Origin of the sequence: Xanthomarina gelatinilytica (genome assembly GCF_000348685.1) — a bacterium.
GTDB classification, from domain to species: Bacteria; Bacteroidota; Bacteroidia; order Flavobacteriales; family Flavobacteriaceae; genus Xanthomarina; species Xanthomarina gelatinilytica.
Genome location: NZ_ANLA01000003.1, coordinates 1 through 13,009, shown reverse-complemented (window position 1 = coordinate 13,009; position 13,009 = coordinate 1). Strand labels below are relative to the sequence as shown.

General features: G+C 35.4%; 11 protein-coding genes. 10 read left to right on the top strand and 1 reads right to left on the bottom strand.

What is annotated here, in order from left to right:
* Positions 1 to 25: 25 nt before the first annotated feature.
* Complete coding sequence (locus D778_RS00455; protein WP_007646617.1) at positions 26 to 1,387, bottom strand: DEAD/DEAH box helicase; 1,362 nt, start codon at positions 1,385 to 1,387, stop codon at positions 26 to 28.
* 307 nt (positions 1,388 to 1,694) lie between these two features.
* On the opposite strand from D778_RS00455, the gene D778_RS00450 reads away from it, so the two are divergent.
* From D778_RS00450 to D778_RS00405, 10 genes are all read left to right on the top strand, one after another.
* Positions 1,695 to 3,008 (top strand): anthranilate synthase component I family protein, encoded by a 1,314-nt coding sequence (locus D778_RS00450; protein ID WP_040491119.1) that lies wholly within the window; start codon positions 1,695 to 1,697, stop codon positions 3,006 to 3,008.
* A gap of 85 nt (positions 3,009 to 3,093) precedes the next feature.
* A complete protein-coding gene (gene tilS / locus D778_RS00445; RefSeq protein ID WP_007646613.1) occupies positions 3,094 to 4,416 on the top strand; it encodes a tRNA lysidine(34) synthetase TilS in 1,323 nt (440 codons plus the stop codon).
* Positions 4,409 to 6,400 carry a protein-disulfide reductase DsbD family protein gene (locus D778_RS00440; protein WP_040491138.1) on the top strand — a complete coding sequence of 664 codons (1,992 nt, stop codon included), beginning with the start codon at positions 4,409 to 4,411 and terminating at the stop codon, positions 6,398 to 6,400. The genes tilS and D778_RS00440 overlap by 8 nt, the downstream gene beginning before the upstream one ends.
* Before the next feature lie 128 nt (positions 6,401 to 6,528).
* Positions 6,529 to 8,193 carry an adenine deaminase gene (gene ade / locus D778_RS00435; protein WP_007646606.1) on the top strand — a complete coding sequence of 555 codons (1,665 nt, stop codon included), beginning with the start codon at positions 6,529 to 6,531 and terminating at the stop codon, positions 8,191 to 8,193.
* 3 nt (positions 8,194 to 8,196) lie between these two features.
* Complete coding sequence (locus D778_RS00430; RefSeq protein ID WP_007646605.1) at positions 8,197 to 9,156, top strand: YheT family hydrolase; 960 nt, start codon at positions 8,197 to 8,199, stop codon at positions 9,154 to 9,156.
* A gap of 39 nt (positions 9,157 to 9,195) precedes the next feature.
* Positions 9,196 to 10,734, top strand: coding sequence for a YifB family Mg chelatase-like AAA ATPase (locus tag D778_RS00425; RefSeq protein WP_007646599.1), 1,539 nt, complete (start codon positions 9,196 to 9,198; stop codon positions 10,732 to 10,734).
* Between the two features lie 93 nt (positions 10,735 to 10,827).
* Positions 10,828 to 11,331, top strand: coding sequence for a hypothetical protein (locus D778_RS00420; RefSeq protein WP_007646596.1), 504 nt, complete (start codon positions 10,828 to 10,830; stop codon positions 11,329 to 11,331).
* An 11-nt stretch (positions 11,332 to 11,342) separates the two neighbouring features.
* Positions 11,343 to 12,056 carry a hypothetical protein gene (locus D778_RS00415; protein WP_007646594.1) on the top strand — a complete coding sequence of 238 codons (714 nt, stop codon included), beginning with the start codon at positions 11,343 to 11,345 and terminating at the stop codon, positions 12,054 to 12,056.
* A 27-nt stretch (positions 12,057 to 12,083) separates the two neighbouring features.
* The gene (locus tag D778_RS00410) at positions 12,084 to 12,290 is read left to right on the top strand and encodes a hypothetical protein (protein ID WP_007646593.1); all 207 of its coding nucleotides are present in this window, start codon (positions 12,084 to 12,086) and stop codon (positions 12,288 to 12,290) included.
* Positions 12,291 to 12,293: 3 nt separating this feature from the next.
* Positions 12,294 to 12,971, top strand: a complete 678-nt coding sequence (locus D778_RS00405; protein WP_007646591.1) for a hypothetical protein — start codon at positions 12,294 to 12,296, stop codon at positions 12,969 to 12,971.
* The last annotated feature ends 38 nt before the right edge of the window (positions 12,972 to 13,009 follow it).

Sequence of the window (13,009 nt, the reverse complement as noted above, 5' to 3'; positions counted from 1 at the left end):
TTTTTGGTTATAATGGTAATTAAACTTACTTTTTCTTATTACGTTTATTATAGTTCTTGTCTCCACGGGTTTTAGGCTTTTTATACTTTTTGGCAATCTTGAACTTATAGGAACCACCAAGGTTTTCCTTTTTGTTTTTGTCCTTTTTCTCATGAAAGGCAGGTCCAACCTCTTCGTCTTTTTTACGTCTTAAGGGGTTGTTACGCTCTTTTATAACCTCGCGTTCATCCTCAATAAGTTCGGTAGAGATGCTTACTGTTTCTGGAATTTCCTTTAAGGGAATCTCCATTTGCATCAAGGTTTCAATGTTTGATAGAGCTTCCTGTTCTTTTTCAGTGGAAAAAATAAGAGCCTGACCTTCGCGTTCAGCACGACCAGTTCTACCAATTCTGTGCATGTAATTTTCAGGAAAATCGGGAGTGTCAAAATTAATCACATGTGATACATTATCAATATCCAAACCACGAGCCATAACATCTGTAGCCACTAAAATCCTGTTAAAACCTTCTCTAAATTGCTCAATGCTTCGCAATCTGTAATTTTGTGTTTTGTTGGAATGGATAACGCATAATTCGTCATGAAATGTTTCGTCTAGGGCTTCAAACAGTCTGTCTGCCATTTTTTTATTGGCAACAAAAATCAAAACCTTATTAAAGGTTTCGGTATCGTTTAATAAATGCTTGAGTAGGTTCAACTTGGTATAAAAGTTAGGAACCCTGTATTTGCTTTGCGAAATATTTTCCAATGGTGTTCCGGAAACCGCAATGGACACACGTTCTGGAGCAATAAAAAAATCGGTTATCAGCTCATCGACATCTTGAGTCATCGTGGCAGAAAACATGATGTTTTGTCTTCGTTCAGGCAGGATATCAAAAATATTCATCAACTGATGTCTAAACCCAAGATCCAACATTACATCCACTTCGTCAATGACTACTTTTTGTATGGACTTAAGCTGAAGCACTCGACTCACTGCCAGATCGTACAAACGTCCAGGAGTAGCCACAATAATATCCAAACCCTGAGCCACAGCCATTTTTTGGGTGTTGATGTTTACGCCACCATAAACTCCCAGCACACGAACATTGATGTATTTGGCCAGTTTTTCAATTTCTTCAACCACTTGCACAACCAATTCACGTGTAGGCACCAAAACCAAAATCCTTGGGTTGTCCTGTTTGGAAAATTTTAGGTTTTTAAGAATAGGTAGCATATACGCAAAGGTTTTACCTGTTCCTGTTTGCGCTATTCCCACCACGTCTTTTCCAGAAGCCACCACATTAAAGGCTTGTTCCTGGATTGGAGTTGGTTGTGTAAAGCCTAAATCGTCTAAGGCGTTGAATAAAGGTGTGTTTAAATTTAAATCTTGAAATGTACTCATGTTCATTTTATCTGCTGCAAAGATAGATTTTTTAAAAGGATTCTACATTCCTGCGAAAGCAAGAATCTTATAATTAGTTATTTGAAGAATTATGCTACCTGTTTTGCCACAGCTTGTCCCGAATTTCGAGGAAATACACCAATATGGTTTGCCTCACTCGAGTGCGAAAAGACGGTTGAACGTTGTTGTTAGTAAGCGAGACATTACTGTGGAATAAATCAAGAAAACATTTGTGAAATCGTAGCTAATTTTTTTTATAAACTTAAAGGTCTTCAACTTCCAAATCTATTTTAATTTTCGGTAATTTGTAATATTGAGAACAGCATACTTACATAAACCAAAATGCATAGATACTTTTAAAAGTCAGTTATTGACTTGGAGTCAGCCATATCATGAGGCCGTTTGGATGGATTCCAACGATTATCATGAAGCCTATTCAAGCTTTGATGCAGTGTTGGCTGTAGACGCCATGACCTGTATCCAAACAGATTTCCAGGAGGCTTTTTTGAAGTTAAAGGAGTACCAAACCCATACAAAAGATTGGATTTTTGGCTATTTATCCTACGATTTGAAAAATGCCATAGAAGATTTGAAATCCGAAAATTTTGATGGCTTGCATTTTCCGGAACTCTATTTTTTCCAACCTAAAAAACTTTTTTTATTTAAAGGAGATACGGTTGAAATGCACTACTTAAATGTGGTTGCAGATGAAATGGATAATGATTTGAATAACATCTGTCATTGCGAGCCTGTCTTGTCGGCAGAGAGTGACGAAGAACGGAGCAATTTTTTGAATGAAATAGTAATAAAACCCAGAATCTCAAAAACCGATTATCTGTCAAAAGTGAACACCATGTTGGAACACATCTATCGTGGTGATATATACGAAGCCAATTTTTGTCAGGAGTTTTACATAGAAAACACTCAGATAAACCCTTTGGAAACCTATCGGAAACTCAATAGCATTTCCAAACCTCCTTTTGCCACTTTTATAAAACTTAACGACAAGTATTTGTTATCGGCTTCACCAGAACGTTATTTAAAAAAAACCGGAACTAAGATCATTTCGCAACCCATAAAAGGAACTGCCAAACGTTCCAAAGATAGTGTGGAAGACAAACACCTTAAAGAACAATTGGCCATAGACGAAAAAGAACGCAGCGAAAACATCATGATTGTGGATTTGGTTCGCAACGATCTATCCAAAACAGCAAAAAAAGGAACAGTTAAAGTGGTAGAGTTATGTCAGGTTTATACCTTTCCACAAGTGCATCAAATGATTTCAACAATATCTTCTGAAATAGAGGAAACAGAGCATCCAGTCCATGTTTTGGAGTCTACATTTCCTATGGGAAGCATGACAGGAGCACCTAAAATTTCGGCCATGAAAATTATAGAGACCTTGGAAGAAACCAAACGTGGTGTGTATTCTGGAGCAGTGGGTTATTTTACTCCAGACAGCAATTTCGATTTCAACGTGGTTATTAGAAGTATCTTATACAATCACAGCCAACAATATGTGTCATTTTCTGTAGGAAGTGCCATTACTGCAAAAAGCAACCCCTTAAAAGAATATGAAGAATGCTTGATTAAGGCTAAAGCTATGCGTGAGGTTCTTGAGGATTAAAGTTTTCGGTAAAAAGTTAAAAGTTAAAAGTTTCAAGGTGTTATATTTGATAACTATTAAAAACCAAATATGAATTCATGTCAAAATGCTTGAGATATTCCAGCAACATATCAACAACAACCTAAATTTCTTAAAGAAAACCAAGTTGCTTATAGCAATATCTGGAGGATTGGATAGCGTTGTCTTAACCCATTTGTGTCATCAATTGGGATTGCACATAGGATTGGCACATTGTAATTTCAATTTAAGAGGAGAGGAAAGTGATGGAGATGAAGAATTTGTATTGCAATTGTCCGAAGACTTGGAACTTGAAGTGTTTATAGAAAATTTTGATACTGAAACCTTTGCTAAAGATCATAAACTATCCACGCAAATGGCAGCCAGAACATTAAGGTATCATTGGTTTTCTGAGTTGGCAGAACAGCTTCATTTTGATTATATATTAACTGCTCATCATGCAGATGATAATTTGGAAACTTTTTTGATAAACCTATCCAGAGGTACTGGTTTAGAAGGGTTAACTGGAATTCCAGAGGTTCATGGAAAAATTATAAGACCTTTATTACGTTTTACTAGGAAGCAATTGGAACAATATGCCTTAAAAAACAGAATAACTTGGCGTGAAGACAGCAGCAATGCATCCAATAAATATTTGAGAAACAAATTACGTCACGAGGTGATACCTGTTTTAAAGGATATCAATCCACAGCTACTTCAAAATTTTCAACTTACCCAAGCACATCTACAGGACTCAAAAACCATTATAGACGATAGCATAGAAGAGGTTTTAAAAAAAACCGTAACCAAGATGTCTGAACATGAAATTCACTTCAACATCCAGAAAATTAAAGGCTTGTCTCATCCCAAAGCTTACTTATACCATATGTTGAAAGATTATCAATTTACAGAATGGCAAGATGTAACGGATTTGTTGGATGCGCAATCTGGTAAACAAGTGTGTTCAAAATCACATTGTTTACTAAAAAATAGGGATGAACTGATTTTGTTTCGTACCATCAATGATACACCTGAAAAAGTTATTGTCATTTCAGAAGAAAATAAACGTGTAAAGACACTTTTGGGAACTTTAAGATTTGAATTGACAGATAGTTTGGAAACGGGTAACCCATCCACAATTTATGTTGATAAAGATTTGTTAAAATATCCCTTAACCGTAAGGAAATGGGAAAAAGGAGACTATTTTTACCCTTTTGGAATGGAAAGCAAAAAGAAACTGAGCAAGTTTTTTAAAGATGAGAAACTTTCCATCCTGGAAAAAGAAAAGGTTTGGCTGTTATGTTCTAATCAAGACATTGTTTGGATCTTGAATTACAGGGCAGACAACCGATTTAAAATAACTGACAAAACACACAACATATTAAAAATTACCTTAGATAATGATACATAAACTAGCCCTTTTTATCAGCCTATTTTTTACTGTATGTATGGTCCAAGCGCAGGTATTGAACCCTGTAACTTGGACAGGCGACGTTGAAAAATTATCAGATACCGAATACAACCTAATTTTTAATGCAGAGATAGAAGAGCATTGGCATTTATATTCTCAGGATATGCCAGAGGGAGGCGCTTTGCCAACCGAGTTCATCTATGATTCCTTAAGTCGGGTCAATAATTATAACTTAATAGGAAAAACGCTTGAAAGCCCTTATATAACTGCTTACGACAAGGTGTTTGAAATGGATTTGAACTATTTTGACGAAAAGGCAACTTTTACGCAAAAAATTGAAGTGTTAAATCCAAATCTAAAAATCATAGAAGTTGAAGCTTCCTTTCAAGCCTGCGATGACGAACGTTGTATTTATCAAAGCAAGATGGTGACATTCGATTTGACCACTGCCACTTCAGCAACCGAAGATCCATCAAATTTTATTGAGGACGAAACTAAAACAGTTGTAAAAAAAGATAACAAACCACTTGCAGCAGAGAAAGAAAACAAAGGTTTATTAACCATATTCTTTACAGCGTTCTTTTTAGGTTTTTTGGTTTTGTTAACTCCTTGTGTGTTCCCAATGATCCCTATGACTGTGAGTTTCTTCACAAAACAAAGCAAAACCAGGGCATCTGGAATTAAAAATGCCTTGTTGTATGGGTTTTTCATTATAGTTATTTACACCCTTTTAGGAACAGCCATTTCAGCCATTTTTGGTAGCAATGCCATGTACGAGTTCTCAACTGGAGTTACTTTTAATGCCATTATGTTTATTGCTTTAATGGTCTTTGCATTTTCATTTTTAGGTGCTTTTGAAATTATGTTGCCAAATTCTTGGGTCAATAAAGTGGATAGTGGAGCCAATAGAGGAGGCATTGTTGGTATATTCTTTATGGCATTGGCATTGGCAGTTGTATCTTTTTCTTGTACGTTCCCTATTGCAGGAACGGCATTATTGGATGCTGCCACAAAAGGAGGTATTGCTCCAATTGTGAGTATGTTGGGCTTTTCGTCGGCCATTGCCTTACCTTTCGGGTTGTTTGCCTTTTTCCCTAGTTGGCTTAACTCCTTGCCAAAATCGGGTGGTTGGTTGAATACCGTTAAAGTGGTTCTAGGATTTTTGGAATTAGCGTTTGCTTTTAAATTCTTATCAATGATTGATTTGGTTTTAGAATGGCACTTCTTGGAAAGAGAGGTCTTTTTAGCTATCTGGATTGCCATATTTGGAACTTTAGGGTTGTATTTATTGGGTAAAATCAAATTGCCTCACGATTCGCCTTTAGAGCATATTTCGGTTGGCAGATTAAGTATGGCCATCTTGGCACTTTCTTTTACTGTTTACATGGTTCCAGGACTTTGGGGAGCACCATTAAAATTGATTAGCGGTTTTCCACCACCAATGAGTACCAATAGCGAATCGCCTTATGGAGTGGGTTATATGAAAAAACAGGTCTCTGCCTCAGGCGAATTTGTTGCTAAAGAATTACCTAAAGATGCTCATTTTGGACCAAATGATCTAATAGCTTTTCATGATTACGATAAAGGGATGGCTTATGCAAAAAAAGTCAATAAGCCAGTGATGCTGGATTTTACAGGATTAACCTGCGTGAACTGTCGTAAAATGGAAGAACAGGTTTGGGTGGAAGATGAAATTTATGCCTTGTTGGATAACGAGGTCGTGCTTATTTCACTATATGTGGACGACAGGACCAAACTTCCTGAAGCCGAACAGTTTGAATCTGAACTTACCGGAAACAAAGTAAGGACCTACGGACATAAATGGTTGGAGTTCCAGCAAACCAGATACAATACCAATGCACAACCCTTATATGTTATTCAAAATTTGGATGGTGAAGATATTAGCCCAACAGTTGGTTATACACCAGATCCTAAAGAATATTACGAATGGCTGAAAAAGGGGATTGAAAATTTTAAGGAATAAATTCAATAACAAAATTGAAAAGCGAGACTGGTTCTCGCTTTTTTATTAATAATGTCTTGCTGAACCAGTCTGCTCAACTCAATGTAAAAGTGAAGCATTTTCAATCCAAAAATGATTAATTTTATTTTATGATATTAAAAGGAAATATTGTCGACATACCAAACCAACGTGTTTTTAAAGGTGAAATTACCATTAAAGATGGGAAGATTTTTAGTGTTGAAGAAAAACAACACAATGTGAACCATTACATCCTTCCAGGATTTGTAGATGCACACATTCATATTGAAAGTTCCATGTTGGTTCCCAGTGAATTTGCCAGGATTGCAGTAAAACATGGAACCATAGCAACGGTTTCCGATCCTCATGAAATAGCCAATGTGCTTGGTGTTGAAGGCGTGGAGTTTATGATTAACAATGGAAAAGAAACTCCTTTTAAATTTAATTTTGGAGCACCTTCCTGCGTGCCTGCAACTTCTTTTGAATCTGCAGGAGCAGTCATAGATTCCGAAGGCATTAAAACCTTAATGGCTAATCCAGACATTAAATATTTGGCAGAAATGATGAATTATCCTGGCGTTTTATTTAAAGATGATGAAGTCCTTAAAAAAATAGCCTGGGCAAAACACTACAACAAACCTATTGATGGACATGCTCCAGGATTACGAGGCGACGACCTAACCAAATACATTCAAGCAGGAATTAGTACAGATCATGAGTGTTTTACTTTTGAAGAAGGTTTAGAAAAACTTCAAAAAGGCATGAAAGTCCTGATTCGTGAAGGTTCAGCTGCCAAAAATTTTGAAGCACTTATCGATTTGCTGCCAGAACATTATGAAAACATGATGTTTTGTAGCGACGACAAGCATCCAGATGATTTGTTATTGCATCATATTAACAATCTATGTGCAAGAGCTGTTGCTAAAGGCATGGATGTTTTTAAGGTGTTACAGGTTGCCTGTGTTAATCCTGTGAAACATTACAATTTAGATGTTGGCTTATTAAATGTTGGAGATTTTGCCGATTGTATTGTGGTAGAAGATTTAAAAGACTTTAAAACACTTCAAACCTACATCAATGGGGAATTGGTTTTCGATGAAGATATTTCGAAAATAGATTCTGTTCCTTTTGAAATTCTAAACAACTTCCAAACAGACAAAAAAGACGTTTCCGACTTTAGGTATGAATCATCAGCAACCCTTCGACTACGCTCAGGGCAAGCGAAAATTCGTGTTATCGAAGCTTTGGAAGGACAATTGGTAACAAACGAGATTATTGTAGAAAGTCTGTTGCAAGACGGGAATCTAGTTTCAAATGTTGAAAAGGACATTTTAAAAATGACCGTTGTCAATAGATATCAAAATCAGAAACCAGCCATTGCTTTTATAAAGAATTTTGGGTTAAAGAAAGGCGCGATTGCTTCTTCTGTTGGACACGACTCTCACAACATAATTGCAGTAGGAGTTAGTGATGAAGCTATATGTAAAGCAGTCAATTTACTTATTGAAACCAAAGGAGGTATTTGTGCAGTTTCAGATTCAGAAAACCTGTCTGCCGATAAGGCAGAAAAAGTGGTGGCATTGCCAGTTGCAGGCATTATGAGCGATCAGGATGCAAAAACAATTGGAAAACAATATGCTGAACTTGATAAAATGGCAAAACAACTGGGAAGCACACTACATGCACCATATATGACCTTGAGTTTTATGGCTTTGTTGGTGATTCCATCCTTAAAATTAAGCGATAAAGGGTTATTTGATGGGAATACGTTTCAGTTTACTAACATTGAAGTTTAGAAAATGCCTATAATAGAATCAACCTACAAAGCGCCTTATTTTTTCAGAAACGGATTTGTTGCTACGGTTTATTCCGGTTTAATTAGAAATGTAAACGGTCTGATTCAAAAAAGAGAACGGATTACCTTGTCTGATGGCGATTTTTTGGATTTGGATTGGAGTTATTCCGAAGAAAAAACGGAAAGGCTCATCATTATTCTTCATGGCTTGGAAGGGAATGCCCAAAGGCATTACATCACAGGAACTGCCAAGCTTTTTAATCAGAATCATATCGATGCAGTTTCGGTTAATTTTCGTGGTTGCAGTGGTGAGGACAATGAGTCTTTTCGTTCGTATCATTCAGGCGAAACAGAAGATTTAAGACAAGTGATTCAGCATATTTTAGATACAACACAGTATTCTGAAATCTTTATCAAAGGCTTTAGTTTGGGAGGCAATGTAACGCTAAAATATTTAGGGGAAACCACAAACTTACCAGTACAAATAAAAGCTGGAATAGCTGTTTCGGTACCTTGTTTTTTAGCAGGCTCTGCCAACGAATTGCACAAGTTTAAAAACAAAGCATTTCATGATAAATTTAAGTACAACTTAAAAACCAAATTGCTATTAAAATCCAATAAACATGCTGACAAACTTAAAGTAGCAGATGTTACTTCCATTAAAACTTTATATGATTTTGATAACCTTTACACGTCTAAGGCTCACGGATTTTTAGATGCCCAGGACTATTATAAACAAAGTTCCAGTTTGCAATTCCTTCCAAACATTGGCATTCCAACCTTGCTTATCAATGCGCTAAACGATTCGTTTTTATCTTCAGAATGTTATCCTGTAAAAGAAGCCAAAAACAATTCAAATTTGTTTTTGGAAATGCCTAAACATGGAGGTCACGTAGGTTTTTTTCAAAAAGGAGGCTTTTATTACAACGAAAAACGGGCTTTGGAGTTTATTAAGGAATTATAATTTAGTATTTTTTCTTACATTTAAGCAAACCAATCGATTATGCTTAAAAAAGTCTTTGGATCTGCTGTTTTTGGGGTAGAGGCTACTACCATAACCGTTGAAGTAAATGTGGACACAGGTGTAGGGTACCATCTGGTTGGTTTGCCAGATAATGCCATCAAGGAAAGCAACTACCGAATAGCTGCTGCCTTGCAAAACAATGGGTTTAAAATTCCTGTAAAAAAAATCATTATTAACATGTCTCCAGCCGATTTAAGAAAGGAGGGAAGTGCCTACGATTTAACCTTGGCCATTGGCATTCTTGCTGCTACCAATCAAATTCAAGCTGAAGATTTAGAAGATTTTCTTATTATGGGCGAATTGTCCCTGGATGGTTCCTTACAACCAATTAAAGGCGCTTTGCCTATTGCCATTAAAGCCAAAGAAGAGGGTTTTAAAGGTTTTATATTGCCAAAACAAAATGCCAAGGAAGCTGCCATAGTTTCTGGATTGAACGTGTATGGTGTAGAAACCATTGAGCAGGTTATCAATTATTTTGATAAAGGCGAGCCTTTGGAGCAAACCATCATAAATGTAGAAGAAGAATTCAATAAAAGCCTAAACTTTCCAGAGTTTGATTTTTCTGATGTGAAAGGACAAGAATCCATAAAGCGCTGTATGGAAATTGCAGCAGCTGGAGGACATAATATTATTTTAATTGGTCCACCAGGAGCAGGAAAAACCATGCTTGCCAAACGTTTGCCAAGTATTCTACCACCAATGACCTTGGAAGAAGCCTTGGAAACCACCAAAATACATTCGGTTGTTGGAAGAGTTAAGGAAAATACAGGACTCATGGCTCAACGTCCATTTAGAAGTCCTCATCATACCATATCAAATGTTGCTTTAGTTGGAGGAGGTAGCTATCCACAACCTGGTGAAATATCCTTGTCACACAATGGCGTGTTGTTTTTGGACGAATTGCCGGAATTTAAACGCGAAGTTCTTGAAGTGATGCGTCAGCCGTTGGAAGACAGGGAAGTAACCATTTCAAGGGCAAAATTTACGGTAACCTATCCATCGTCTTTTATGTTGGTTGCCAGTATGAACCCGAGTCCGAGCGGTTATTTCAACGATCCAGATGCACCAGTGACTTCCTCTCCAGCCGAAATGCAACGTTATTTAAGTAAGATTTCTGGTCCTTTATTGGATAGAATAGACATTCATATAGAAGTGACTCCTGTGCCTTTTGAAAAACTGTCCGATACCAGAAAAGGCGAATCTTCCATAGAGATTAGAAAGCGTGTAACAGCAGCAAGGGAGTTACAAACCAAACGCTTTGAAAATTCTACAACTGTACATTACAATGCACAAATGAACACGAAGCAAATTAGAAAACATTGTGTGCTGGACGATGCTTCCATGCAGTTGTTGAAAACAGCCATGGAACGATTGAACCTTTCGGCTAGAGCTTATGACAGGATTTTAAAAGTTTCCAGGACCATTGCCGATTTAGAAGGAAGCGACCACATTTTGGGTTCACATATTAGCGAGGCCATCCAATACAGAAGCTTGGATCGGGAAGGTTGGCTGGGTTAAAAAAGAGGCAACAGTTTTATTTTAAAACCATAAATTGAAGGAATTTTCAATCTTTTTAATACATTTAGATTCTATTAACCAATCTTACTCATTATGAAAAATTTTAGTTTATTAGTATTAGGGATCATTATAGGTGCTTTGGCTACCTACTTTTTTTGTCCCATGTGTGGCGATGACAATACCGAAGTAGGCATTGTGGCACCCAAAGGATTAATTACACCAGAAGAGGCCAAGACCCTAGACCAAGCATTTAACAGCAGACACGCATTGATTAGTGATTCCATAGTGAAACGTCCAGACAACCGTTCGGCTTGGTGGTCTTTGGAAGACATGAAAAATTATTTAAAATATGCCGAAAACGAATCTAAGGAGTTAGGTTACACCATGGATGGTGTACGTGTATACTTGGGAGCCTATCCTACAGAAGCAGAAGTAGGTTACACTACCATGTTTATGGTGCCAACAGGTGTTGAAAACATCTCTCAAGGAAATAGTAGCTTATTCAATATGTTGCCACCTGGAGGAGGAGATATTCCTGGAGGAGGTTTAAATGGAGGTCATAATGGAATGCCACCACCAGCTAATTATCCACAGTAAAATTTTTTTATTTGGAAGAATTTTTAAGAAATAATTATAGTATTTTAATAACTAGTATTGAAATTTTCGCAGTATTTGTGGGTTTAATTTTTTATAAAAAACACAAATATTCAGATGCTAAATATTTCATTTTTATTCTAGTTTATCTCTTTATTATTGAATTTCTTGGAGCGTATACTATTTATGTGGAAAAATTTGAATTTTTACACAATGTAAAAGTAGCTTTAAAGGACACCTTGTTTGAAAAAAATAGATGGTGGTTTACTTTATTTTGGAATATTGGAGGTGTTTTAATATTTGCGTTGTACTACCAAAAAGTATTAAAGAATAAGTTTTATGCAAACTTACTAAAAGCATCAACAGTTATATTTTTAGTATTCTCTTTTTATATCATATTGAGTAATTGGAAAGATTTCTTTGTTAAATCTTTTTCTTCCATAGATATTGCTGGAGCTTTGATTATCATTCAATGTGCTTTTTATTATTTCTTGGAAATTCTTTCAAATGAACGAGTGCTCAAATTTTATAAAGATTTAAATTTTTATATAAGCATTGCAATTTTAATTTTTTGGCTCATAATATCTCCTTTGGCATTTTATGAAGTGTATTATTCAACTGCAGATTGGAATTATATTATTTTGAAATGGCAAGTCTATTTATTTGCTAACTTGTTCTTGTATGGTATGTTTGCGATTGGGCTAATAATATCAAATCCAGAAAAATGATTAATTTTTAATAAATAAGAACAGTGCATGCGCGAATATTTAAAATATGCCGAAAATGAATCTAAGGAGTTGGGGTACACCACCATGTTTATGGTGCCAACAGGTGTTGAAAACTTCTCCCAAGGAAATAGCACTTTATTTAATATGTTGCCACCTGGAGGAGGAGATATTCCTGGAGGAGGTTTAAATGGAGGAGGTCCAGGAATGCCACCACCAGCTAATTATCCACAATAATTCATGTCAGACTTTCTATATAAATATACTTCACAATTAAATGATTTAATTTTAATTGTATGTGCTGTTATAGGGATTATATTTTATAAAAAATATAAGAATTATAACAGCAAAATATTTATATACTATTTGATTTATGTTGCTTTTGTAGACTTTATAGGTAGCTATCCAACTTATGTTATAGAATATCAACAACTTCATGGTCTAAGAGATTACTTAAAGGAAACTAGCTTTAGTAGAAATTATTGGTGGTTTACTACCTTCTGGAATTTAGGTGGTGTTTTATTTATGTCATATTATTATTATAAAATTTTATTGAATAGTAATTTTAAAAAAATTGTAAAATATGTCTGTTTCATTTTTTTGTTAAGTTCTACTACTTATATTAGTCAAAATTTAGATTCATTTTTTAATTCACAATTAAAATTCGTCAATATTTTTGGTGCATTAGTGATTTTAAATTGTATTTCCTTATATTTTATTGAAATTCTAAACAGTGATAAGATATTGGTGTTTTATAAATCTTTAAATTCTATAGTAAGTATTACTATGTTTTTATGGTGGTTGATAATAACTTCACTTTTATTTTATGAAGTATATTTTTCTGCTTATGATATAGGATATTTAAATTTAAGAAGTAATGTATATTTATTTTCAAACTTATTTATGTATCTAATGTAGGCTTCCCCAAAAATAGGACAGTTATAAATTCTAATTTA